At 73.6% G+C, this 23,217-nt stretch carries 20 protein-coding genes; 8 read left to right on the top strand and 12 right to left on the bottom strand.

From position 1 onward, the window contains the following. The first annotated feature begins 44 nt into the window (after positions 1-44). Positions 45-1,115 carry a Na/Pi cotransporter family protein gene (locus B4E97_RS04475; protein ID WP_286958850.1) on the top strand — a complete coding sequence of 357 codons (1,071 nt, stop codon included), beginning with the start codon at positions 45-47 and terminating at the stop codon, positions 1,113-1,115. 651 nt (positions 1,116-1,766) lie between these two features. Here the strand turns inward: B4E97_RS04475 and B4E97_RS04470 are convergent. The 8 genes from B4E97_RS04470 to B4E97_RS04435 form a co-directional block, all read right to left on the bottom strand. Beyond that, positions 1,767-2,510: a sirohydrochlorin chelatase gene (locus tag B4E97_RS04470; protein ID WP_239265758.1), complete on the bottom strand. Its 744-nt coding sequence runs from the start codon at positions 2,508-2,510 to the stop codon at positions 1,767-1,769. Continuing rightward, positions 2,507-3,505, bottom strand: a complete 999-nt coding sequence (gene cobA, locus B4E97_RS04465) for a uroporphyrinogen-III C-methyltransferase (RefSeq protein ID WP_286958849.1) — start codon at positions 3,503-3,505, stop codon at positions 2,507-2,509. Before cobA ends, B4E97_RS04470 begins: the two co-directional genes overlap by 4 nt. After that, positions 3,502-3,939, bottom strand: a complete 438-nt coding sequence (locus B4E97_RS04460) for a nitrite reductase (NAD(P)H) small subunit (RefSeq protein ID WP_286958848.1) — start codon at positions 3,937-3,939, stop codon at positions 3,502-3,504. Before B4E97_RS04460 ends, cobA begins: the two co-directional genes overlap by 4 nt. Beyond that, a complete protein-coding gene (gene nirB / locus B4E97_RS04455; protein ID WP_286958846.1) occupies positions 3,936-6,596 on the bottom strand; it encodes a nitrite reductase large subunit NirB in 2,661 nt (886 codons plus the stop codon). The genes B4E97_RS04460 and nirB overlap by 4 nt, the downstream gene beginning before the upstream one ends. Before the next feature lie 31 nt (positions 6,597-6,627). Next, the gene (locus B4E97_RS04450; RefSeq protein WP_286958845.1) at positions 6,628-8,226 is read right to left on the bottom strand and encodes an NAD(P)/FAD-dependent oxidoreductase; all 1,599 of its coding nucleotides are present in this window, start codon (positions 8,224-8,226) and stop codon (positions 6,628-6,630) included. Beyond that, positions 8,219-10,393: a molybdopterin oxidoreductase family protein gene (locus tag B4E97_RS04445; RefSeq protein WP_286958844.1), complete on the bottom strand. Its 2,175-nt coding sequence runs from the start codon at positions 10,391-10,393 to the stop codon at positions 8,219-8,221. Before B4E97_RS04445 ends, B4E97_RS04450 begins: the two co-directional genes overlap by 8 nt. 35 nt (positions 10,394-10,428) lie before the next feature. Beyond that, positions 10,429-11,844: an MFS transporter gene (locus B4E97_RS04440; protein WP_286958843.1), complete on the bottom strand. Its 1,416-nt coding sequence runs from the start codon at positions 11,842-11,844 to the stop codon at positions 10,429-10,431. A gap of 166 nt (positions 11,845-12,010) precedes the next feature. After that, entirely contained in the window at positions 12,011-13,093 is a 1,083-nt protein-coding gene (locus tag B4E97_RS04435) for an NADH:flavin oxidoreductase/NADH oxidase (protein WP_286958842.1), read from the bottom strand. Between the two features lie 123 nt (positions 13,094-13,216). Between B4E97_RS04435 and B4E97_RS04430 the strand changes: the two genes are divergently transcribed. Continuing rightward, complete coding sequence (locus tag B4E97_RS04430; RefSeq protein ID WP_286958841.1) at positions 13,217-13,621, top strand: hypothetical protein; 405 nt, start codon at positions 13,217-13,219, stop codon at positions 13,619-13,621. Between the two features lie 161 nt (positions 13,622-13,782). Next, entirely contained in the window at positions 13,783-15,000 is a 1,218-nt protein-coding gene (locus B4E97_RS04425; RefSeq protein ID WP_286958840.1) for an MFS transporter, read from the top strand. Here B4E97_RS04425 and B4E97_RS04420 read toward each other — a convergent pair. Continuing rightward, entirely contained in the window at positions 14,997-15,599 is a 603-nt protein-coding gene (locus B4E97_RS04420; protein ID WP_019287480.1) for a hypothetical protein, read from the bottom strand. The two genes, B4E97_RS04425 and B4E97_RS04420, sit on opposite strands and share 4 nt — an antisense overlap. 83 nt (positions 15,600-15,682) lie before the next feature. Beyond that, positions 15,683-16,045, bottom strand: coding sequence for a hypothetical protein (locus tag B4E97_RS04415; protein WP_019287479.1), 363 nt, complete (start codon positions 16,043-16,045; stop codon positions 15,683-15,685). Positions 16,046-16,388: 343 nt separating this feature from the next. Between B4E97_RS04415 and B4E97_RS04410 the strand changes: the two genes are divergently transcribed. The 5 genes from B4E97_RS04410 (at position 16,389) to B4E97_RS04390 (ending at position 21,556) form a co-directional block, all read left to right on the top strand. Beyond that, on the top strand, positions 16,389-17,609 hold the full coding sequence (locus B4E97_RS04410) for an NRAMP family divalent metal transporter (protein WP_286958839.1): 1,221 nt from the start codon (positions 16,389-16,391) through the stop codon (positions 17,607-17,609). A 9-nt stretch (positions 17,610-17,618) separates the two neighbouring features. Next, positions 17,619-18,377 (top strand): LamB/YcsF family protein, encoded by a 759-nt coding sequence (locus B4E97_RS04405; RefSeq protein WP_286958838.1) that lies wholly within the window; start codon positions 17,619-17,621, stop codon positions 18,375-18,377. A gap of 12 nt (positions 18,378-18,389) precedes the next feature. Beyond that, positions 18,390-20,132, top strand: a complete 1,743-nt coding sequence (locus B4E97_RS04400) for a 5-oxoprolinase/urea amidolyase family protein (RefSeq protein WP_286958837.1) — start codon at positions 18,390-18,392, stop codon at positions 20,130-20,132. Continuing rightward, a complete protein-coding gene (locus B4E97_RS04395; RefSeq protein WP_286958836.1) occupies positions 20,129-20,920 on the top strand; it encodes a putative hydro-lyase in 792 nt (263 codons plus the stop codon). Before B4E97_RS04400 ends, B4E97_RS04395 begins: the two co-directional genes overlap by 4 nt. A gap of 339 nt (positions 20,921-21,259) precedes the next feature. Further along, entirely contained in the window at positions 21,260-21,556 is a 297-nt protein-coding gene (locus B4E97_RS04390; protein ID WP_286958835.1) for a PPC domain-containing protein, read from the top strand. Positions 21,557-21,613: 57 nt separating this feature from the next. Here the strand turns inward: B4E97_RS04390 and B4E97_RS04385 are convergent, their stop codons facing one another. Together B4E97_RS04385 and B4E97_RS04380 are read right to left on the bottom strand one after the other, a co-directional pair. Then, the gene (locus B4E97_RS04385) at positions 21,614-22,267 is read right to left on the bottom strand and encodes a phosphatase PAP2 family protein (protein WP_286958834.1); all 654 of its coding nucleotides are present in this window, start codon (positions 22,265-22,267) and stop codon (positions 21,614-21,616) included. Positions 22,268-22,393: 126 nt separating this feature from the next. Next, positions 22,394-23,137: a class F sortase gene (locus B4E97_RS04380; RefSeq protein WP_239266709.1), complete on the bottom strand. Its 744-nt coding sequence runs from the start codon at positions 23,135-23,137 to the stop codon at positions 22,394-22,396. Between the last annotated feature and the right edge of the window lie 80 nt (positions 23,138-23,217).

Raw genomic sequence — 23,217 nt, 5'->3', positions numbered from 1 at the left:
AGCCCGCCCGTCACAGCCCACCCGTCACAGTCAGGACAGCACGCATGGACGTCGACATCTTCAAGGACATCCTGGTCCCCGTCATCGGCGGCCTCCGGATCTTCCTGCTCGGCCTGGAGTTCATGGACAACGGCATACAGGCGCTGTCCGTCAACAAGATGCGCACGTGGCTCGCCACGATGGCCGGCACCCCCGCCAAGGGCGTCGTCGCCGGCACGATCATCACGGGCATCATCCAGTCGTCGACCGCGATGACGGTGATGACGGTCGGTCTGGTCAATGCCGGTGTGCTGTCGTTGCGCTCGGCAATCGGCGTGATCATGGGCGCCAACATCGGCACCACGCTCGGCAACGGCCTCATCGCCCTGCCGCTGGGACCGATCGGGCTGCTGAGTGCCGGGATCTTCGCGTGCGTCTACTGCTTCTCCAAGGTCGACAAGGTGCGCAACATCGCGCTCGCGGCCATGGGATTCTCGTTGATCTTCTACGGCCTCAACCTCATGACCGGGGGCCTCAAGCCGCTGCGCAAGATGCCCGCCGTGATGGACGTGCTGTCGTCCCTGGACTCGACCACGTTCATCGGCGTCGTGTCGTGCGCCCTGATCGCCGCCCTCATCACGGCGATGATCCACTGGTCCTCCGCGACCATCGGCATCGTCATGGGTCTCGGCGCCTCGGGGGTCCTGGAGTGGCAGACCGCCATCGCGTTCGCGATCGGCGCCGACCTCGGCACCACCATCACGTCCTGGATCGCCTCGCTCAACCTGTCCAAGAACGCCAAGCGAACGGCCTACGCCCACATCGCCTTCAACTTCATCGGGGTGTGCGTCGTGCTGGCCCTCTTCTTCCCTGCCATCCAGGTGCTGAAGTGGGCGATGGGCTTCTTCGGCGGCGACCCGGGGGGCGGCGGTGGTCGTGGACGGGCAGGAGACCTATCCGCTCGTCCCGGTGGCCGTGGGGATGTTCTCGATCTTCTTCAACATCTTCAACGTGCTCATCCTCTTCCCCTTCGTCAGCACCTTCGAGCGGGTCCTGTCGCGGATCGGGCACACCGACGCGGAGGACGCCGAGGACTACGCGGAGCCGAAGTACCTCGACCGCTCGCTGCTGGGTGACTTCCCGCGCGCGGTGGGGGCGGTGCGCGCCGAGTCCGGTCGGGTGCTCGAGGCAGGCGCGCTGTTCATCGCCATGGCCCGCGGCGAGAAGCAGGCGCCCAAGGACACCGCCGAGCACTGGGAGGCGACCGACTCCCTGTCCCGCGAGATCCGGGCCTACTCGGCCGAGCTGTTCACGGACGACCTGGACCGGACCCAGATGGACCTGGTGGGCAGCCTGATCGAGGAGGCCGACTTCACGACCTCGCTCGCGGACAGCCTGCACCAGATCGCGCGCCGGGTGGAGCGGGACGACTTCAGCCCAGCGGGCAAGGCCTACATCGCCGAGGGTCTCGAGCGCGTCGACGTCGCGCTGGACCACGTGATCGACCGGCCGGAGACGGTCGCCCGCGAGACCGCCCCGTCGTCCTTCGAGGACCTGCGGTGGCGGGTCATCGACACCGCCAGCCTCCCCGCCGGCGAGAAGGGCGCCCTGCTGGCCCTCCTCGGCTCGATCGAGCGCGCCGAGGCCCTCGTCGCCCGCATCGCTGCGGAGCGCGCGTCGGTGGACCGGGGCGTCGCCGGCGGCGCGGTGGCCGAGCAGCCGTCAGGGTCCTCACCGTCGGCGTAGCCGGCGCTGCTCTGATCCGGCGCCGCTCTGAGCGGGCGCGGTCAGAGCGGGCTGGCGACGCGGGCGAGGCGCTGGAGGCCCTCGGCATACCGGCGCTCGACCAGCGTCAGCAGCTCGGGGTGGGTGCCGAGGGGGCGGGTCGTGAGGTCGGCGCCGGCGCGGGCGATCACGTCGGCGAAGTGGCCGGGGCCGATCAGGTATGACGCCGCGATGACCCTGCGGGGGCTGCCGTCACGGGCCGCGGCCACGGCGTCAGCGATGGTGGGGGATGCCGCCGAGCCGTATCCCACGGTCACGGGTCCGGCCCACCGGCAGCGCACGGCGTCGAGCAGGGCGTCGACGTCGGCCTGGGCGCGCTCGCGGCTGGACCCGGCGGCGGCGACGACGAGGGCGTCGCCGGGCCCGCCGCCGGCGCCCTCGGCACGGCGCACGAGGATGTCGGCGAGGATCGGGTCGGGGCCGAGCGCCCCCGTCGCGCAAGCGCTCTCGCGACCGGCGACGGCCCGGGCGATGTCGACCTCGACGTGATAGCCGAGCGACAGCAGGATCGGCACGACGACGACCCGCAGGCCCGCCCCGGTGAGGGCGGCGACGCTGTCGGCGACGTGAGGCTCCTGCACGTCGACGTAGGCCAGCTCGACCCGCAGGTCAGGCCGACGCCGCCTCAGCCGCTCGGCGATGCCGGTGACGGTGCGCTGACCCTCGGGGCTGCGGGTGCCGTGCGCGGTCAGCAGCAGCACCGGCTCCGGCTCGGCGAGGGTCGTGCGGGGCGCGACGAGACTCATGCCGACAGTCTCCCCGCTGGGGCCCCGGCCGCGGCGGATGCGCCCGCGCCCTGGTCCGGCGCGCCGGTGACCTGCACGCCGGAGACCTGGGCGCCGGAGACCTGCACGCCCGAGACCTGGGCGGGGAGCCCGGCGACGGCGCCGACCACGATGACGGCCGGGTTGGTCAGCCCCTCCCGGGCGACGGCGCCGGCCAGCTCGGACAGCGGGGCCCGCACCTCGCGCTGCCAGGGCGTCCACGCCTGCTGTATGACGGCCGCGGGGGTCTGCGGATCACGGCCGTGCCGGACGAGCCCCGCCGTGATCTCGTGCAGCCGCCCCATCCCCATCAGCACGACGACGGTGTGCGGGGTCGTGGCCAGCGCGGGCAGGTCGAGCTCGTCGTGCCCGGAGACGGTCACCACCCCGGTCGACAGGCCGCGGTGCGTGACCGGTATGCCGGCCGCCGCCGGGGCAGCCACCGCGCTGCTGATGCCGGGGACGACGTGGCAGGCGACGCCCGCCTCGTGGCAGGCCGCCAGCTCCTCGCCGCCGCGACCGAGGACGAAGGGGTCACCGCCCTTGAGCCGCACGACCTTTCGTCCCCGCTTGGCGTGGTCGACCAGGAGCTGGTTGATCTCCTCCTGCGGCACCGGGTGGTGGTGCGGACGCTTGCCGACGTCGACCAGCTGGACGGATTCGGGGAGCTCGGTGAGCACGGAGACCGGTCCGAGCCGGTCGTGGACGACGACGTCGGCCTCGTCGAGCAGCCGTCGGGCGCGCACCGTCAGCAGGTCCGGGTCGCCGGGTCCGCCACCGACGAGCCACACCTCGCCCACGGACGGGGCGCCCCCGGGCGAGCTGTCAGAGGCGGCCGAACCGCTCGGCCCGGAAACGTTGCCGGAAACGTTGCCGGAGCCGGAGCCGGACGTGCCGGTGGACCCGGAGCCGGAGGGGCGGTGCGGGAGCACCAGGGTGCCGAAGGGCGTCGACAGGGGAACGGGCGGGCGCGTCATACGGCCCATCCCTCCACGGTCTGGCGGGCCCGCTCGGAGGAGGCCGCCGCCACCTCGGCCTGCTCCGCCGGCGCCACGCCCGCAGGCTCGGTCACGCACGGCCCGACCTGCACCCGTCCCGCAATGACCTGCACGGCCCACGAGCCCAGGCCCACGCTCGGCTCCGCGACGGCGCGACCGCTGCGGACGTCGAAGGCCTGCTTGTACATCGGGGAGAAGATCACGGGGACCTCCCGCCCCTCGACCGTCACCGAGCCGACGAGGCCACGCGACATGACGTTGGCGTCGCAGTAGGGGTCGCGCTGCCCCACGGCGTGCACGGTGTCGTCGTGCAGCCGCACGATCGCCACCTGCCAGCCCTGCACCAGCGCCGGGACCGCCCGCTCGGGCTGCAGGTCACCGAGGGCGCACACGTCGGTCCAGGTCACGCTCATCGCCGCACCTCCAGGGTGGTCCCACCGATCAGCACGGGGGCTCCCGGCTGGTTGCTGCCCGGCTCGACGGGGTGGCCCTGCGAGGTGACGACCTCGATGTCGCCGTCGCCGCGACGGGCGGCCTCGCGCTCCTCACGGGTCGCCGGACGACGCTGGCCGCGCTCGACGACATACACGAGGTCGCCGTCGGCCTGGTCGGGGGCGTTGACGAAGGAGGTGAACCGGGCCAGCTTGACCGGGTCCTCGAGCACGTCGCGCCACTCGTCGGAGTAGGACTCGACGTGGCGCTCCATCGCCCGGTCCAGGTCCGCGCCGATGCCGAGGCTGTCCTCGAGGATCACCTCGCGCACGTGGTCCAGGCCGCCCTCGATCTCCTCGAGCCAGGGCGCGGTGCGCTGCAGGCGGTCGGCGGTGCGGATGTAGTACATGAAGAACCGGTCCACGGTGCGGACGAGCGTCTCGGTGTCGAGGTCCTCGGCGAGCAGCACGGCGTGGCGCGGGGTGAAGCCGCCGTTGCCGCCGACGTAGACGTTCCAGCCGTTCTCGGTCGCGATGATCCCGACGTCCTTGCTGCGCGCCTCGGCGCACTCCCGGGCGCACCCGGAGACGCCGAGCTTGATCTTGTGCGGCGCCCGGAGGCCGCGATAGCGCAGCTCCAGGTCGATCGCCAGCTTGACCGAGTCCTGCACGCCGAAGCGGCACCACGTGGAGCCGACGCAGGACTTCACGGTGCGCAGCGACTTGCCGTAGGCGTGCCCCGACTCGAAGCCCGCGTCGATCAGCCGCCGCCAGATCGCCGGCAGCTGGTCCATGCGCGCCCCGAACAGGTCGATCCGCTGGCCGCCCGTGATCTTGGTGTAGAGCCCGAAGTCGCGGGCGATCTCGCCGATGACGATGAGCCCCTCGGGGGTGACCTCGCCGCCCGCGATGCGGGGGACGACCGAGTAGGTGCCGTCCTTCTGCATGTTGGCGAGCACGTGGTCGTTGGTGTCCTGCAGGGCCGCCTGCTCGCCCTCGAGGATGTGCCCGGTCTCCAGGCTGGCCAGGATCGAGCCGACGACCGGCTTGCAGATCTCGCAGCCGCGGCCCTTGCCGTGCCGGGCGATGATCTCGCTGAAGCTCCGCTCCCCGGTGACGCGCACGGCGTTGAACAGGTCGGCGCGGGACAGCTCGACGTGCTCGCACAGCGACCGGTTGACCTCGAGGCCGGCCTTCTCCTGCTCGGAGGTGACGATCTTCTTGACCAGCGGGAGGCAGGAGCCGCAGCTGGTGCCGGCCTTGGTGCACGCCTTGACCTCGGCGAGGTCGGTGCAGCCGTGCTCGGTGATGGCCGAGCGGATCGTGCCCGCCGTGACGTTGTTGCAGGAGCAGACGCCCACGTCGTCCGGCAGCTCGGCCGTGGCGTGCGGGTCGGCCTGCAGGCCCTCCGGGACGAGGTATGACGAGGGGTCGGCCCCGAGCCGGCGCCCCACCATCGGCCGGAGCGAGGCGTAGGCACTGGCATCGCCCACCAGCATCCCGCCGAGCAGGGTGCGGGCGTCGTCGCTCATCACGAGCTTCTTGTAGACGCCGGCCACCGGGTCGGCATAGGTCACCTCGAGGGCGCCGTCCGCGGTGGCGAAGGCGTCGCCGAAGCTCGCGACGTCGACGCCGAGCAGCTTGAGCTTGGTGGACGTGTCGGCGCCCGGGAAGGTCGCGGTGCCGCCCAGCAGCCGGTCGGCGACGATCTCGGCCATGGTGTTGCCGGGCGCGACCAGGCCCCAGACGCGACCGTCGATGCACGCGACCTCCCCGATCGCGTAGACGGCGGGGTCGCTGGTGACGCAGGCCTCGTCGACGACGACGCCGCCGCGCTCGCCGATCTCCAGACCGCAGGCGCGGCCCAGCTCGTCACGGGGACGCACACCCGTCGCGAACACCACGACGTCCGTGTCGATCCCACCGCCGTCCGCGAAGTCCATGCGGGCGACGACGCCGCGGCGGGCCTTGATCCGCTGCGTCGCCGTGCCGGTGCGCACCTCCACGCCGAGCGCCTCGATGAGCCGCCGCAGCGACTCGCCGCCACCCGCGTCGACCTGCAGCGGCATGAGCCGCGGCGCGAACTCCACGACGGTGGTGTCCACGTCGAGGGCGGTCAGCGCGCCCGCCGCCTCCAGGCCGAGCAGGCCACCGCCGATCACCGCACCGCGCAGGCGGCGGCGGTGCTGGGGGCGGGCGTCCTCGACGTACTGCCGCAGGGCCGCCACGTCGTCGATGGTGCGGTAGACGAAGGTGCCGGTCACGTCCTTGCCCTCGACGGGCGGCACGGTCGCGAACGACCCGGTGGCGAGGACCAGCGCGTCGTAGGCGAGGGTCCGGCCGTCGCTGCAGGCCACGCGCCGCGCCTCACGGTCGATCTCCGTGACCGCGACGCCGCGCCGCAGCGTGACCTGCTCGTCACGCCACAGGGACTGGTCGCCGAGCGCGAGGTCGTCCGCGTCGCGGCCGCTGAAGTAGCTGGTCAGTGCCACCCGGTCGTAGGGGGCGCGGGGCTCCTCCGCGAGCAGGGTGACGCGCCAGGACGCGTCGGTGTCGCGGGCGCGCAGGGCCTCGACGAGTCGTTGGGCGACCATGCCGCCGCCCACGACGACGAGGTGGCGCTGGGTGCTGCCGGTCATCGGTCCTCCTGTGCTGGTGCGTTCCTCGACGCTAGGAAGGGGTTGTTACGCCGAGGCGGGCACGATGTTTCGGGCGTGCTACGCGCGGTAACAACCCAGCGTCATCGGTGTCGGACGCGGTGCTCGCGGGGTCGCCGTCGACCTCGGCCAGCCACTCCAGCAGCCCCTGCACGGTGGCGGTGCACGTGCCGCAGCCCGTCGTGGCGCGCGTGCGGCAGGCGACGTCGTCGACCGTGCGGTCTCCCGCGGCGTGGGCCGCGACGATGTGGGACTTGGCGACGCCGTTGCAGCGGCACACGGTCGCCCGCCCCGGGATCAGGGCCGGGGACTGGGCGGTCGGCAGCCCACCACCGCCCTCGCTCGCCCGCAGCAGCAGCTGGGCGGGGTCGGCCGGCACGGGCAGCCCGCGCTCGTAGGTCGCCGTCAGGTCCGCCGCCAGCTGCGCGTCGCCGACCACGCTCGCCCCCACGAGCACGCCGTCGCGCACGCCCACCCGGACCCGGCGCCGGGAGCGCAGGTCGGTAACGGTCACGACGTGCACGTCGGTGTCGGCCAGGTCGTCGTCGGGCAGGGTGCCCAGCGCGACGACCGTGAGGTCCTTGGCCTTGAGTCGTATGACGTCTCCGCCCGCCGCCTCGGGGGCGGAGCCCGTCGGCGCAGCGGCCCCGTCGGTCGGACCCGTCGAGCGCGAGTCGCCCTGTCGCGCCAGGCGTCTCGCGACGGCCGCCGCCTGGTCCCAGCCGGGCGCGAGCAGCCCGCTGCACCCTCCGGGGGGTTCGGCGCAGTCACCGATCGCCGAGACCCGTGGGTCTGCCAGGGATCTCAGGTCGGGGTCGACGAGGACGCCCGCGGCGCAGGGCAGCCCGGCGTCGGCCGCCAGGTCGGAGCGTGGCCGCACGCCGGTCGCGACGACGAGCAGACCGCCCTCGACGACGGAGCCGTCGGCGAGCCGCAGCCCCGCCACCGCACCGTCGTGGACGACCACCGCGGCCGCCCGGCCGCCCGTGACGACGTCGATCCCGTTGTCGCGCAACGCGTGCCGCAGCACGGTCGCCGAGGCCGCGTCCAGCTGGCGGTCCAGCGGTCCGGCGCCGGAGTGCACCACGGTGACCGGCACGGCGTGGGCGCGCAGCCCCACTGCCGCCTCGACGCCGAGCAGGCCGCCGCCGAGGACGATCGCCCGCCCCACGGATCCCACGCGTGCGAGAATCGCCCGGCAGTCCGCGAGCGTCCGCAGGGCGTGGACGCCCGAGGGCCACCGCGACGCGTCCTCCAGGCCGGCGAGCGGCGGCACGCGCGGGTCGGCACCGGTCGCGAGCACGACCTGGTCGTAGGGGTGCTCGTCGCCGTGCTCGTCCACGACCAGCTGGCGCTCGCGGTCCAGGCGCACGGCTGCGACGCCGTCCAGCACCCGCACCCAGGTGGCGCGGTGCGGCATCGCGAGCCCGTCGACGGCCGCGCGTCCGCCGATGACCTCGGACAGCATGAGCCGGTTGTAGGCCCCCTCGGGCTCCGCGCCGATGACGGTGACGTCGAGGGCGGCGGGGTCGGCATACCGGTCCAGGTCGTCGATCAGTCGCGCCGCCACCATGCCGTGGCCGACGACGACGATGCGGGTGCGGTCAGGCACGGGGATCTCCTTGGGCGGGGCGGATGCTCACGGCCGTGACCTTGAACTCCGGCATGCCGCTGACGGGGTCGGTGGCGGGGTTGGTGAGGGCGTTGGCGCGCTCGGCCCCGGGGAAGTGGAACGGAACGAACACCGTCTCGGGCCGGATCTCGCGCGACAGCCGGGCCGGCGCCGTGCACGACCCGCGCGCGGAGGTGAGGGTCACGTCCTGACCCTCCTCGATCCCGAGGGTGGCGGCCGTCCGCGGGTGCAGCTGCACGAACGCCCGCGGCTCGCCGGCCACCAGCTCGCGAACCCGCCGGGTCTGCGCCCCCGACTGGTAGTGCTGCAGCACGCGACCGGTGATGGCGTAGTACGGCGCGCCGGAACGCAGCTCGTCGTCCACGCCGCGAGGCTCGACGGGCAGCATGCGGGCCCGGCCGTCCGGCGTGGCGAAGCGGTCGAGCAGGGCGCGCGGGGTCCCCGGGTGCGCGGGATCCGGGCAGGGCCAGTGGATCTCGTCGCCGCGGTCGAGGCGCTCGTGGCTGACGCCGCCGTAGTCCGCGATCCCGCCCGCGCTGGCCCGCGCGAGCTCGTCCATCACGAGCGCGGGATCGGTCTCGAACCGCGCTGGTGCGCCGAGGCGTCCGGCCAGGGCGGCCCACACATCGAGCTCGCTGCGCACCCCGGGTGGCGGGTCGATCACCTTGCGGCGCCGGATGACTCGACCCTCCAGGCTGGTCATCGTGCCCTCCTCCTCGGCCCACTGCGTCACGGGGAGCACGACGTCGGCGAGCAGCGCGGTCTCGGACGGCACGAAGTCGCAGACGACGAGCAGGTCCAGGGCGCGCAGGCGCTCGGTGACCTGCACCGCGCCGGGGGCGCTGACGACGAGGTTGGAGCCGTGGACCAGCAGGGCCCGTATGCCGCCCGGCTCGCCCAACCGCCCGAGGAGCTGCATCGCGGGGACACCGGGCCCCGGGAGGGTGTCCGGGTCGACGCTCCACACCGCGGCGACGTGCGCCCGCGCGGCGGGGTCGCTGATGGAGCGGTAGCCGGGCAGCTGGTCGGCCTTCTGGCCGTGCTCGCGCCCGCCCTGCCCGTTGCCCTGACCGGTCAGGCAGCCGTAGCCCGAGCCGACGCGTCCCGGCAGGCCCAACGCCAGAGCGAGGTTGATCGCCGCGGTGACGGTGTCGGTGCCGTGCGCGTGCTGCTCCACGCCGCGGCCGGTGAGCACGTAGGCGCCGGAGCCGCACGCGAGCGGTGCTGCGGCCGCGAGGATCTCGGCGGCGCCGCGCAGGTCGTCGGCGGGGACGCCCGTGACGCGCTCGACCCGCTCGGGCCACCACTCGGAGACGGAGGCCCGCACGTCCTCGGCCCCGGTGACCCGCTCGGCCAGATAGGGGGTGTCGGCGCGACCCGTCGCCCAGACGAGGTGCAGCAGGCCGAGGAGCACGACGATGTCGGTGCCGGGGAGTGGCTGCAGGTGCAGGCCGCCCCCGTCATCGGTGAGCGCCGCCGTCGGCGAGTGGCGGGGGTCCACGACGACGAGGCCGCCGCGCGAGCGCGCGCCCGCGAGGTGCTGCACGAAGGGCGGCATCGTCTCGGAGGGGTTGGAGCCCAGCAGCAGGATCGCCTGCGCCCCACCGAGGTCGGCGAGGGGAAAGGGCAGGCCGCGGTCCAGGCCGAAGGCGCGGTTGGCGCCGGCCGCCGCCGAGGACATGCAGAACCGGCCGTTGTAGTCGACGAACGGCGTGCCGAGGGCGACGCGGGCGAACTTGCCTAGGATGTAAGCCTTCTCGTTGGTGAGGCCGCCGCCGCCGAACACCCCGACGCAGTCCCGGCCGTGCTCGTCCTGCAGGGCCAGGAGCCGGGTGGCGATCAGGTCGAGCGCCTCGTCCCAGGTCGCCGGCTCGAGCTCGCCTGCGGCAGAGCGGATCAGCGGGGTCGTGAGGCGGTCGGTGGCACCGAGGACGGAGGCGCTGGTCCACCCCTTCTGGCAGAGGCCACCCCGGTTGGTGGGGAAGTCCCGCGGCCCCACCGTGGGCAGCGCGGCCTCGTCGGGGGTCAGGTCGGGAGTCAGGGCGGGCGTCAGCGTCATCGCGCACTGCAGCGCGCAGTAGGGGCAGTGCGTGTCGGCGGCGGCCCCCGCGAGAGGGGTGGCGGTCGAGGCGGCGGGGGTCGCCATACCGGCAATCTCCTCTCGTGGCAGGGACGCTCTCGTCAGATGCGGTGCGCGGCGACGCTGGACCCGCGACGGAGGTAGACCGCCCAGGTGAGGCCGAGCAGCAGCAGGTAGGCGCAGACGAAGGCCCACAGCGCGGCCTGCAGCGAGCCGGTCAACGACGTGGACAGGGCGAAGCCGCGCGGGATCAGGAAGCCGCCGAAGGCACCCACCGCGCCGGCGATGCCGATGCAGCCGGCGGCGGCCTTCTTGGCGCGGAGCAGGGCGTCGGCGCCGCCCTCGGAGGTGGCGGTGAAGACCGCGGGGATCATCCGGTAGACGGAGCCGTTGCCCAGCCCCGAGACCACGAAGAGCAGCAGGAACGCGCCGAAGAACAGCGCGAAGCTGTGCGCCCGCAGGCCCATCACGGCGCCGACGGCGCCGATTGCCATGACCACGAACGAGATGCAGGTGATCGTGGCCCCGCCGAAGCGGTCGGCCAGGCGGCCGCCGAGCGGTCGGGACAGCGACCCGACCAGCGCGCCGAGGAAGGCGAGGTTGAGGCTCATCTCGGGGAACTGCGCCTTGAGCAGCGTGGGGAAGGCGCCGGAGTAGCCGATGAACGACCCGAAGGTGCCGATGTAGATGACCGACAGCAGCCAGGTGTGCGGGTGCCGCGCGGCGCGGGCGTAGGACCGTCGGTCGGACCGGGTGCCGGCGATGTTGTCCATGCAGCGCCACGCGAGCACGGCGGCGAGCAGCACGAGCGGGATGAACATCAGGCCGGCCCGGTCCAGCGCGACGCCGGACGCCGTGACGATCACGAGGGGGACGGCGAGCTGCACGGCGGCCGTGCCGAGGTTGCCGCCGGCGGCGTTGAGGCCGAGGGCGGCGCCCTTCTCGCGCTCGGGGTAGAAGAACGAGATGTTGGCCATCGAGGAGCTGAAGTTGCCGCCACCCACGCCGGCCAGCGCCGCGATCAGCAGCAGCACGCCGAACGGCGTCTCCGGGTGCTGCACGGCCCACGCGAGGCCGAGGGTCGGCAGGAGGAGCAGCAGCGCCGAGATCGTCGTCCACGTGCGCCCGCCGAACGCCGGCACGGCGAAGGTGTAGGGCACGCGCAGCGTCGCCCCGACCAGGGACGGCACGGACACGAGCCAGAACATCTGGTCCACGGTGAGCGTGAACCCGGCCCGCGGCAGCTGCGGCACGACGATCGACCAGACCGCCCACACCGCGAAGCCCAGGAACTCCGCGAAGACGGACAGGACCAGGTTGCGGCGGGCGATGGTGCGCCCGCCGTGGTCCCACTGACCAGCGGACTCGGGGTCCCAGCCCACGAGGGTGCGGCCGGAGGCTCGGGTGAGTCCGGGGGCCAGCTCGCCGGGGGACGGCGTGTATGTCGTGGACGTTCCCGCGGCGCTGGCGGGGGCGCCCGCGGCGCTGGTGGAGGTGCTGCTCGTCGTGCTGCTCATCGGGGCTCCCGGTCGTGTGAGGGCTGCTCACGATCGACGCTAGGGAGCCCGTCGGCTCAGGCTGTTGCCCCTGTGTTGCGATGACGTCAACGGATCACCCGATCCGCGAGGCGTCGTTAACCTGCCGGACCCACGACCGTCCGGACGTGCTCCGGGGGCGCTCCGGTCAGTGCCAGGCGCCCCGCCAGTAGGCCGGCGGGTAGGGCGCGTCGTGCTGGTCGACGCCCAGCTCGTGGGCGGCGCGCAGCGGCCAGGACGGGTCGCGCAGCGCGGCCCGGGCCAGGAGCACGGCGTCGGCGAGGCCCGCGTCGAGGATCTCCTGGGCCTGACGCGGCTCCGTGACCAGTCCCACTGCGGCCGTGGGGATCTCGGCTCCCTCGCGCACCTCGGCGGCCAGCGGCACCTGGTAGCCCGGCCCCACGGGGATGGCCGCCTGGGTCACGCCGCCGCTGGACACGTCGATCAGGTCGGCGCCGTGCTCGCGCAGCGTGCGCGACAGCGCGGTCGTCTGCTCGATGTCCCAGGCGCCCTCGATCCAGTCGGTGCCAGACAGGCGCACGAGCACCGGCTTGTCCTGCGGCCAGACGGCGCGGATGGCGTCGAGCACCTCGACCACGATGCGCGAACGTCCCTGCAGGTCACCGCCATAGGCGTCGGTGCGCTGGTTGGACAGCGGCGAGAGGAACTGGTGCAGGAGGTAGCCGTGGGCCGCGTGGATCTCGACCGTGTCGAAGCCCGCCTCGTCGGCGCGGCGTGCGGCGTCCGCGAAGTCCCGCACCACCTGGGCGATCTCGTCGGTCGTCAGCTCGTGCGGCACGACCAGACCGTCTCCGGGCTCGGAGGAGGGGCCGACCGGCTCCCAGCCGCCCTCGTCGGCGGGGACGGTGCCCTCGGGCGCGCCCTCCCACCCGCGGTAGGTCGACGCCTTGCGTCCCGCGTGCGCCAGCTGCACGCCGATCGCCGCGCCCTGCCCGTGCACGAACTCCGTGATGCGCGACCAGGCGTCGCGCTGCTCGTCGTTCCACAGGCCCGTGTCCTCGGGGCTGATGCGCCCCTCCGGGGACACCGCCGTCGCCTCGGTCAGGATCAGCCCGAAGCCGCCCTGCGCCCGCGCCCCCAGGTGCACCAGGTGCCAGTCGGTGGGGACACCGTCCCGCTTCTCCACGGAGTACTGGCACATCGGCGCCAGCCAGACGCGGTTGCGGATCGTGAGGCTGCGCAGGGTGATCGGCGCGAACAAAGATGTCATGGGGGCGGCAACCCCGCGACGCCCGCTCCTGTTCCCCTGCATCCTCCCGGCCTGCACCCGGCCGGCAACCGGCGTCGTCCTCAGGGGATGGGCGCGTGCCCGTCGGCTGCCTAGGCTGGGCCCATGAATCCCTTCCTCACCGAGGCCTTCGCCGAGTCCCTGCTCGACCAGTCGCTCACCGGGGTGACCGAGCGGGGCGGGTGGCTCGGGTCGTTCGTGGCCAAGCGGCTGGTCACGGTGACCGCGAGCTCGCTGATCGAGATGCCCGGGCCGTATGCCGACGCCCTGTCCCGCCTCAAGGCGGTGCGCGGCGAGGGCCCCGACCCTCGGGACACCGACGAGGGGCGCGCGTGGGGATACTCCTGGGTCGAGCGCGGCGGGGTCATGCCCGTCGTGCTCGTGGCGTGGCTGATCGAGGGGCAGTCACCCGTCCACGTGGAGGCGTTCACCAAGGCCCGGGCGGGCGACACGAGCTCCGCCGAGCGGGCCATCGCCGATCTCGCGAGCCGCCTGCGCGTGGAGGGCTGACCCCGACCGCGCCGACCGCTTGCGGCCCGGAGGGGCGGGGCGGGCAGGGGGCGGCAGAATGGCGGCGTTCGCGATGTGGGCGGGCCTTCCCGGCATACGGGACCGTCCCTAGGCTCGAGGCCCTTGCGCCGAGACCACGGCGACCCACCTCGGAGGTCGCGATGACCACCCAGCCCGTCCCTGCGCGGCGCGGCCTCCACCCCGCGTGGATCGTGGCCGTCGTCACGCTGGGCGCGCTCGTCGCGGGCGCGGCCTTCCGCTCCTCGACCGGGGTGCTGCTCGAGCCGATCGAGCGCGAGTTCGGCTGGAGCCGGGCGACCACGTCTGGTGCGGTGAGCCTCAACCTCGTCCTCTACGGCGTGGTCGCGCCGTTCGCCGCCGCGCTGATGGAGAGCTGGGGCGTCCGCAAGGTCGTCACCGTCGCCCTCGCCGTCGTCGGGATCGCGAGCGGCATGACCATCGTCATGACCCAGCCGTGGCAGCTGTGGCTGCTGTGGGGCCTGCTCATCGGGACCGGCACGGGCGCGATGGCGCTGGTGCTCGGCGCGATCGTCGCCAACCGGTGGTTCGACAAACGCCGGGGCCTGGTCACCGGGCTCTTCTCCGCCGCCAACGCCACGGGTCAGCTGATCTTCCTGCCGCTCATCGCGGCCGCCGCGGAGGGACCGGGCTGGCGCTACGCCGCCGGGGTGACGGCCGTGCTCGCCCTGCTCATGGCCGCGCTCGTCGCGGTCTTCCTGCGCGACCGGCCCGCCGACATCGGGGCCCTGCCGTACGGCGCGACCGAGCCGCCGCCCCCCGAGGTCCGCCGCTACGCCAACCCCGCGTCGCAGGCCCTCGCCGTGCTGCGCCGCGCGAGCCGGACGTGGCCGTTCTGGGCGCTGGTGCTGACCTTCTTCGTGTGCGGGTGGTCGACCAACGGCCTCGTGCAGACCCACTTCGTGTCGGCGGCGCACGACCACGGGATGCCCGCGACGACGGCGGCTGGGCTGCTCGCGGTGGTCGGGATCTTCGACCTGGTGGGGACGGTCGCGTCCGGGTGGCTGACCGACCGGATGGACTCGCGCTACCTGCTCGCCGCCGTGTTCTACGGCCTCGACTGGGTGGCGACCGTGCCGCCGACCGTGGCGCTGTGCCGCCAGTTCTACGGCATCGAGGACTCCGGCGTGGTGTTCGGCTGGACCTATGCCTCGCACATGATCGGCGCCGGCGTCGGGGCCAGCGTCGCCGGAGGCATCCGTGAGGCGACGGGCAGCTATCACGGCGCCTGGATCGTGGCCGCGGGGCTGTGCGTCGTGGCGTGCGTGTGCGCGCTGACCATCCCGAGACGAGGCGCGCCGGTGCGCTTCGAGATGGCGATGGAGCCGTCCGACCCCTAGAGCTCGCGCACCCAGCGGTCACCGTCTGGCGCAAAACCCATGGCCTGCAGGTATCTGCGGTGGACGTCGGTCTCGGCCGTGGCGACCACGCGGCGGATCCCCTTGCCCCGCAAGGTGCCGGCGCGGTCGGCATACAGCCATCGCCCGATGCGCGAGTCTCGATAGGCGTGCATGACGTAGTCGAGGTCGACGTGCAGGTCGCGACCGTCCTTGCGCCCCAGCAGCGCCCCCGCGGGCAGGCCCTCGCGCGTCAGGACGAAGGCCACGTCGTCGAGGTGCGCGCTCGTGAATCCTGGCTGGCTGCGGTGGATGTCGTCGAGGTGGGTGCGCAGGAAGTCCGTGAGGTAGGGGTCCTCGTGGTGCACCTCCACCATCCCGAGGTCCTGGCGCGGGCCGAGCTCGCGGCGCAGGTGCCAGACGTTGATCAGCGCGATGATCGCGTTGGACACGATGACCGGCCACGCCCCGATCAAGGCGCCATAGACCACGAAGGTCACCGACCCCACGAACGAGATCACCCGCAGCCGCACGACCGAGGTCATCGCCAGCGACGTGACGATGAGGGCGGACGCGAGATAGCCGACGAGCTCGGTGGTCATGCCCCACCTCATCACGGCCGGGCCGTCGAGTCCCGCAGATCAGCCCGTATGCCGACCCGCCCGCCGCACGACGGGCCCGGGCATCAGGCGGTGGCCGCCGCCACGGGCAACCCCGCCTCGAGCCACGCCCCGAAGCCACCGGTGACCGCGGCGACGGGGGCCCGCACGGCCGCGCGCAGCTGCTCCGCGAGCGTTGCGGCCTCGTCGTCGGTGTCCGCGAGGACAAAGACCCGCTGCGGCGCCGGCGCGACGGCGAGGTCTGCGGCCAGGCGCGGCGCGAGGTCGGGGTGGATCGCGCCGGTGCTGCGGTCGCGGCGCGCGTCCACCAGGGCGGCCCGGGCATAGAGCGCGAACTGGTAGGCGGCCCGGGCGGACACGTGCCCGACGACCGAGGCGGTAGTGGCGGGTGAGGCGAACAGCTGGGTCTGGGCGGTGGTGTCGTTCATCGCGGGTCTCTCTCGGGGCGGGGCGGACGGTCGTCGTCGGCCAAGGTCGGGCGGGGGCTGGGGCTCAGCGCATGCCGCGACGACACCGGTCGGCCGCGGCGAGGCGGCACATTCGGTGGCTGCGAGAGGTCATGACATCTAGGAGACCACGGGCAACCCATCATCGGAAGTAACTCGACCGATAATCCCGCGTTATGAGACATGTGTCGTGGGAGCGCGAGGGCCAGAATGGTCGCAGATGCGACATCTGGGGTGCCCTGACGTCGGATCTGCGACCACTCTGTCCGCAGCCGCCGGCGCTGAGGGGGTTGTGCCTGGCTGGGGGTGTGGTGGGATGACCGTCATGGCCGACACCCCGCCCAGCAGCACCCCCGAGACCCGCACGAGCGGCCGCAGCGCCATCCTCGGTGCGATGTTCCTGATGGCCACGAGCGCCATCGGGCCGGGCTTCATCACCCAGACCACGACCTTCACGGTCACCCTCGGCGCCGCGTTCGCCTTCGCGATCGTCATCTCGATCCTGGTCGACATCGCCGTGCAGATGAACGTCTGGCGCGCCGTCGGCGTCAGCGGCCTGCGCGCCCAGGAGCTCGCCAACCGGGTCGTCCCCGGGCTCGGCTGGGTGCTGGCGGCGCTCGTGCTGCTCGGCGGCCTGGTATTCAACATCGGCAACATCGCCGGCACCGGGCTCGGCCTGGACGCGATGATGGGCGTCGACCCGATCATCGGGGCGGTCGTGTCGGCGGTCATCGCCATCGCGATCTTCCTGGTCAAGCGGGCGGGGATGCTGCTCGACCGGATGGTCGTCTTCCTCGGCCTGCTGATGATCGGCCTGACGACCTGGATAGCCATCACGTCCAAGCCGCCGGTCGGCACGGCCCTGCGCAACGCCGTGCTGCCCGACACCCTCGACGTCGTCGCCATCACGACCCTGATCGGCGGCACCGTCGGCGGCTACATCACGTATGCCGGCGCCCACCGCCTCCTCGACTCCGGCCTCACGGGGCCCGAGCACGCCCGCGAGATCGGGCGGTCGTCGGTGCAGGGCATCATCGTCACCGCGATCATGCGGGTCGTCCTGTTCCTCGCGATCCTGGGGGTCGTCGCGGGTGGCGCCACGCTCGCCAAGGCCAACCCCGCGGCCAGCGCCTTCGAGCAGGCGGCCGGGTCGTTCGGCCTGCACGCGTTCGGGGTGATCCTGTGGGCCGCGGCGATCACCAGCGTCGTCGGCGCGTCATACACGTCCGTCTCGTTCCTGACGAGCTCGCGCACCAGCGACCGCACCCGCAACCTGATGACGGTCGCGTTCATCGTGGTCTGCACGGTGCTGTTCCTGCTGCTCAAGAAGGCCCCGGTCACCCTCCTCGTCTTCGCCGGCGCCTTCAACGGGCTGATCCTGCCGCTGGGCTTCACGATCATCCTGATCGTCGCGATCTGGCGGCGGGACCTGCTGCACGGCTACGTCTACCCGCGGTGGCTGATCGTCGTCGGGGTGCTGGCGTGGCTGCTGACCCTCTACCTCGGCTACCAGTCCCTCGGCGGTCTCGCCAAGCTCTGGGGATAGGAGAATCCCGTGCGCATCGACCTCAACTCCGACCTCGGTGAGTCCTTCGGCTCGTGGTCCATGGGTGACGACGAGGCCATGCTCGACGTCGTGACCAGCGCCAACGTCGCCTGCGGCTTCCACGCCGGCGACCCGCTCGTCATGCAGCGCACGGTGGCGGCGGCCGGCGAGCGCGGTGTCGTCGTGGGCGCGCACGTGGCCTACCGCGACCTGGCCGGCTTCGGGCGTCGCTTCCTGAACGTGGCGCCGCACGAGCTCGTCGCGGACGTCGTCTACCAGCTCGCCGCGCTCGACGGGATGTGCCGGCTCGCTGGCACGCGCGTCGCCTACGTCAAGCCGCACGGCGCGCTCTACAACACGATCGTCCACCACGAGGCGCAGGCCCGGGCCGTGGTCACGGCCGTCAAGTCGTATGACGACGCCCTCCCGATCATGGGGCTGCCCGGCAGCGCGGTGCAGCGGCTGGCCGACGAGGCCGGGCTGCCGTTCGTGGTCGAGGCGTTCGCGGACCGTGGCTACCAGCCCGACGGCACGCTGACGCCGCGCTCCCAGCCCGGCGCCGTCCTGCACGACGCGGACGCCGTGGCCGCCCGCATGGTGCGGCTCGTGACCGAGGGCGTCGTCGAGGCCGTGGACGGGTCCGACGTCCGGCTCTCGGCGGACTCGGTGTGCACGCACGGGGACTCGCCCGGCGCGGTGCAGATGGCCCGCGCCACGCGGACCGCCCTGGAGGCGGCCGGCGTCGAGATCCGGCCCTTCCTGCGATGAGGGCGTGACGCGGTGACGGCGTGGCGGCGTCTCGGCGACACCGGCGTGCTCGTCGAGCTGGCAGGCCTGGACGAGGTGCTCGCGCTCGACGCCGCCGTGCGCGCGGAGATGTCGCGCGGGTCAACGGGGCTCGCGGTAGTGATGGACGTGCTGCCCGCGGCGCGCACCCTCGCCGTGACGGTCCCGGCGGGCACGGACCTCGGGCGCGTGGCCGACGAGATCCTCGCCCTGGCAGGCGATCCGGGTGCGGACGCGGCCACCGGCGAGGTCGACGAGGTCGAGATCGCGGTGCACTACGACGGCCCTGACCTCGACGAGATCGCCTCTCTGACAGGCCTGTCCATCACCGAGGTCGTCGAGGCTCACACCGGCACGCCGTGGCGGGTGGCCTTCGGCGGCTTCGCGCCCGGCTTCTTCTATCTCGTCGACGGGGACCCGCGCCTGACCGTCCCGCGACGCAGCGAGCCCCGCACCGCCGTGCCGCCCGGATCCGTCGGGCTGGCAGGGGAGTTCAGCGGCATCTATCCGCGCGCCTCGCCCGGCGGGTGGCAGCTGCTCGGTCACGTGGACGAGGCGCTGTGGGACGTCGAGCGCGACCCGCCGGCGCTGCTGCGGCCCGGGCAGCACGTCCGCTTCGCCGCGGCACCGGCCGCCCCAGCCGAGTCCGCGACCCCAGCCGAGTCCACGACCCCAGCTGAGTCTGCGGCCCCAGCCGGACCTAGCTATGCCCCAGGGGAATCCGCCGCCCCCGGCGCATCCCCCGACGCCGCCGCCGAAGGTCGTCCAGTCACGCCATCGCGCTCGGCCACGAGATCCGCTGCAGACCAGGGCCTCTCGCACGATCGCGGCTCGCTGACCGTCCTGGCGACCGGCCCGCGCGCCCTCCTGCAGGACCAGGGCCGACCCGGGCTCGCGCACCTCGGCGTCGGTCGCTCGGGCGCCGCGGACCGGGCCGCCCACGCCCTCGGCCAGCGCCTGCTCGGCAACGAGCTCGACTGCGCCGCCGTGGAGGTCACGCTCGGCGGCCTGGCGGTGCGTGCCGAGGCCGACTGCCTGGTGACCGTGACCGGAGCACCCGCACCTGCCCACATCGACGATCGCCCGGTCGGCCATGCGGCGGTGCTGCGCCTCGTGATCGGTCAGGTGCTGCGGCTGGGCGCGCCGGCATACGGCCTGCGCAGCTATCTGTCGGTGCGTGGAGGGATCGACGTGCCGCCGGTGCTCGGCTCGCGATCGACCGACACGCTCGCCGGGCTCGGTCCGGACCCGCTCGAGGACGGAGACGTGCTGCCCATCGGTGACGCCGCCCGCGCCCTCCCGACGACGGAGCAGGCGCCCCTGCCCGGCGGCCCTCCCGCCCGGATCGTGCTGCGCGTCGTCCCGGGGCCGCGCGTGGACTGGCTCGCCGACCGCGAGGTCCTCGTCGCGACGCCGTGGGAGGTGTCGGCCCGCAGCGACCGGATCGGCGCCCGTCTCGTCGGCGAGACCCTGGTGCGGCACCCCGGCCACGAGGGGGAAGAGCTGCTGAGCGAGGGCGTCGTCCGCGGTTCGATCCAGGTGCCGCCGGGGGGCGAGCCCGTGCTCTTCCTCGCCGACCACCCCGTGACCGGCGGCTATCCCGTCGCCGCGGTCGTCGTCGACGAGGACGTCGACCTGGCCGCCCAGCTGCGCCCCGGCGACCGGCTGCGCCTCGCCTGGCACCCCACCTCTCGTCCTGCCACCTCTCCTCCCGCTCCAGGATCGGAGACGACATGACCCGGGCCACCGATCCCGCGTCCCTGACTCCAGGCGAGGCTCGCGCCCTCTTCCGCAGCGGCCTGGTCACGCCGACGGCCGGCTGGTGCCGCGGCCACGCCCAGGCCAACCTCGTGTGCGTGCCGCGCGAGCTCGCCTTCGACATGCTGCTGTTCGCGCAACGCAACCCCAAGCCGTGTCCCGTCCTGGACGTGCTCGAGCCCGGCGCGACCTCCGGCCCGATCCTCGACGGCGACGTCCGCACCGACCTGCCGCTCTATCGGGTGTGGCGGGACGGCGAGCTCGAGGCCGAGGTGCCCGACGTGCGCGAGCACTGGCGGGACGACCTCGTGAGCTTCCTGGTGGGGTGCAGCTTCACCTTCGAGCACCCGCTGATCGCGGCCGGGATCGAGGTCCGCCACATCGTCGACGGCAGCAACGTCCCGATGTACCTCACCGATCGCCCCTGCCGCCCCGCCGGCGACCTCACCGGGCCGATGGTCGTGTCGATGCGGCCGATCCCCGCCGACCGCGTCGCCGACGCCGTCCGGATCAGCGGCCGCTACCCGGGCGTGCACGGTGCGCCGGTGCACGTCGGTGACCCGGCGGCGCTGGGGATCGGTGACCTCGACCGGCCCGACTTCGGTGACCCGGTGCGCATCGAGCCCGGCGAGATCCCGGTCTTCTGGGCGTGCGGGGTGACGCCGCAGGCGATGGTCATGGCCTCGCGTCCGTCGTTGGCGATCACGCACGCGCCGGGCCACATGCTGATCACGGACGCGCGCGACAGCGACTACCTCGCCCTCTGACCCCTCGCGCCCGCCCCTCGCTCGACACCTACCTCAAGCCCACCAGGCTCGTGCGCGGCGACATGACCTGCGGCTACGCCTGCTCGGACCACGCATCGTGGACGAGCGCGGGCTACCCGTCGATGATGGCGGCCGAGCCCGAGATCTTCCCGCAGCTGCACACGAGCGGCGACACCCTCACCAACCTGGGCGGCGCCGCCGAGCCGTCCGCCAGGTTCGCCAAGCTCGGGCTCGCCTTCGTCGGGGAGGTCGCCGAGACGGCGGGCTCCACCACCCCCACCCCCACCCCGACGCCCACGCCGAGCCCCCACCCCGACCGGATCGGTCCTGGTCAACGGGGTGCCCCGCACCGGGCTGTATGGCGCCGCCGGCGTCATGACGGGATACAGCATCGCCGTGCCCGCCGGCGCCACCAACCTCGTGGTCAGCACGTCGGACGGCACGGGCGACGTCGACCTCTACCTCAAGGCGGGCAGCGCGCCGACCACCTCGAGCTACGACTGCTGCCCCTACCGGTCGGGCCACACCGAGACCTGCACGGTCCCGGCGCCGGTCGCCGGCACGCACTACGTCGGGCTGCGCGGCTGCTCGGCCTACTCCGGGGTGACGCTCACGGCGTCCTACACGGCGCCCTGACCCGCCCCGCCCCACCACGATCGTGAGCGTCTCGTCCAAGAAGGCTGGACGAGACCCTCACGATCCTGGGAGGGGGATGCGGGCGCGGTGCTCGTGCACCACCAGCAGGCCGACCACGGCCCACGCGACGGCCACCAGCGCGGAGGCCACCGGGTCGCTCGGCCGGTGCCACCCCGCCAGGACCACGCCGAGCCCCGTGAGCGCGGTGGCGAGGGTGGCCAGCGTGGCCCACACCGCGCGCAGGCCGCCGCCCAGCGCCACGACCGCCGCCACCGCGAGCGCCGCCACGGCCCCCGTGTGGCCGCTCGGGAACGAGTTGCCGTAGTGCGAGATCCCGAGGTCCGGCCGCTCCAAGGTGTACTTGAGCACCTCGGCCGACACGAACGTCCCCGCCGCGCACACCATCCCTACGACCGCCGGCACCACGCGCCGCTGCGCCACCGCCAGCAGCACGATCGCGCCCAGCGCCGCGGCGCAGGACAGCGGGGTGATCACCCCGAGCGCTTCGGCGACGCGTCGGGCGCCGACGGGGGACAGCTCGTGCAGGTGCCACCAGATGCGGTGGTCCCAGGCCTGGCCGCGCACGGTGCACACGGCCACGGCATACAGGCTCGTCAGGGCAGCGCACGCCGCAGCCAGGCCGGTCATGCCGGCGAGGCGGGCGCGCACGAGGGCGGTGGAGCTCAGGGCGCGGGGGGAAGGGCTGGTCATGCGGGTCCTCTCGACCGGATCACGCTAGGGCAGCGGACTGTGGACGGGCTGTGGCGCAGCACCGGACCGGGTGTAGGACGAGTGCGCGCCCCGGGGAAAGGAACCCGGGGCGCGCGCGTCCGCCAGTCAGCCGACCGGGACGAGCCTCGCGAGGTCGTTGCGGGTGCGGCTGGTGGTCTCGCACGTGACGAGACCGAGCTGGCGGGGTCCGGCACGGTCCACGATCCATGCCGGAAGGCTGTGCTTGTCGACACCCGGCACGACCTCGACGACCCGCCAGGCCTGCCCGGCGACGGTGAGGGTGTCACCGGTCTTGAGCTCGCGGACGTACTCCAGCGCGCCGACCGTGGCGTCGCTGCGCGTGGAGTGGCCGACGACGATCGTCGTGCCCCGCGTCGCCCCGAAGTCCGGGCTGCCGGTCCACCGGCACACGGCGCCGATGTCGCTGGGCGGGGTGACGGTGTTGTCCTCGGTGGCGCACCCGGTGACCGGGGCGTCGACCCCGAGGACGGGGATGCGCAGGGTGCGGGAGCCGTCGTCGACGGTCCGCGCGCCGGGCTGTCCCGAGGCGGACGTCCCGCGGCCCGTGGAGGTCCCGGCCGGCGCGGCCGACCTGGCCGCTGACGACGAGCCGGCCGAGGGAGTGCTGGTCGCGGCGCCGGCGCTCGTGGTGACCGCGGCTCCACCGGTCGTGGCCGCCGTCCCCGTCGCCGACGCGGTGGAGGACGAGCTCGCGGCGGTCGGGCTGCTCGCCGCCACCTCGGTGCGGTGGTGGGTGGCCGCGGGGCCTCCCTCGCCGCCGCACCCCGTCAGCAGCAGGCCGAGCGCGACGGCGGCCGTCGCGGCCAGCCGCGGTCGTCGGGCCGTCATGCCGTCCTCCTGGTCCGTGGTCGATGGGTGTCGTGCACCCTTGCGAGAGTGGGTGGTTCGAGTGGTGGCGCGGTGGCCTG

This window comes from Arsenicicoccus sp. UBA7492 (assembly GCF_002479615.1).
Taxonomy (GTDB): domain Bacteria; phylum Actinomycetota; class Actinomycetes; order Actinomycetales; family Dermatophilaceae; genus Arsenicicoccus; species Arsenicicoccus bolidensis.
This window is presented reverse-complemented; position numbering and strand designations above follow the sequence as displayed.

Excerpts from the sequence above, each read along its gene's own strand:
- B4E97_RS04435 (WP_286958842.1), bottom strand. The coding sequence starts at position 13,093 with ATGACATCTTTGTTCGCGCCGATCACCCTGCGCAGCCTCACGATCCGC.
- B4E97_RS04385 (WP_286958834.1), bottom strand. The coding sequence starts at position 22,267 with ATGACCAGCCCTTCCCCCCGCGCCCTGAGCTCCACCGCCCTCGTGCGC.
- B4E97_RS04475 (WP_286958850.1), top strand. The coding sequence starts at position 45 with ATGGACGTCGACATCTTCAAGGACATCCTGGTCCCCGTCATCGGCGGC.
- B4E97_RS04395 (WP_286958836.1), top strand. The coding sequence starts at position 20,129 with ATGACCCGGGCCACCGATCCCGCGTCCCTGACTCCAGGCGAGGCTCGC.
- B4E97_RS04425 (WP_286958840.1), top strand. The coding sequence starts at position 13,783 with ATGACCACCCAGCCCGTCCCTGCGCGGCGCGGCCTCCACCCCGCGTGG.
- B4E97_RS04380 (WP_239266709.1), bottom strand. The coding sequence starts at position 23,137 with ATGACGGCCCGACGACCGCGGCTGGCCGCGACGGCCGCCGTCGCGCTC.
- B4E97_RS04415 (WP_019287479.1), bottom strand. The coding sequence starts at position 16,045 with ATGAACGACACCACCGCCCAGACCCAGCTGTTCGCCTCACCCGCCACT.
- cobA (WP_286958849.1), bottom strand. The coding sequence starts at position 3,505 with ATGACGCGCCCGCCCGTTCCCCTGTCGACGCCCTTCGGCACCCTGGTG.
- B4E97_RS04420 (WP_019287480.1), bottom strand. The coding sequence starts at position 15,599 with ATGACCACCGAGCTCGTCGGCTATCTCGCGTCCGCCCTCATCGTCACG.
- B4E97_RS04460 (WP_286958848.1), bottom strand. The coding sequence starts at position 3,939 with ATGAGCGTGACCTGGACCGACGTGTGCGCCCTCGGTGACCTGCAGCCC.
- B4E97_RS04470 (WP_239265758.1), bottom strand. The coding sequence starts at position 2,510 with ATGAGTCTCGTCGCGCCCCGCACGACCCTCGCCGAGCCGGAGCCGGTG.
- nirB (WP_286958846.1), bottom strand. The coding sequence starts at position 6,596 with ATGACCGGCAGCACCCAGCGCCACCTCGTCGTCGTGGGCGGCGGCATG.
- B4E97_RS04410 (WP_286958839.1), top strand. The coding sequence starts at position 16,389 with ATGGCCGACACCCCGCCCAGCAGCACCCCCGAGACCCGCACGAGCGGC.
- B4E97_RS04430 (WP_286958841.1), top strand. The coding sequence starts at position 13,217 with ATGAATCCCTTCCTCACCGAGGCCTTCGCCGAGTCCCTGCTCGACCAG.
- B4E97_RS04440 (WP_286958843.1), bottom strand. The coding sequence starts at position 11,844 with ATGAGCAGCACGACGAGCAGCACCTCCACCAGCGCCGCGGGCGCCCCC.
- B4E97_RS04445 (WP_286958844.1), bottom strand. The coding sequence starts at position 10,393 with ATGGCGACCCCCGCCGCCTCGACCGCCACCCCTCTCGCGGGGGCCGCC.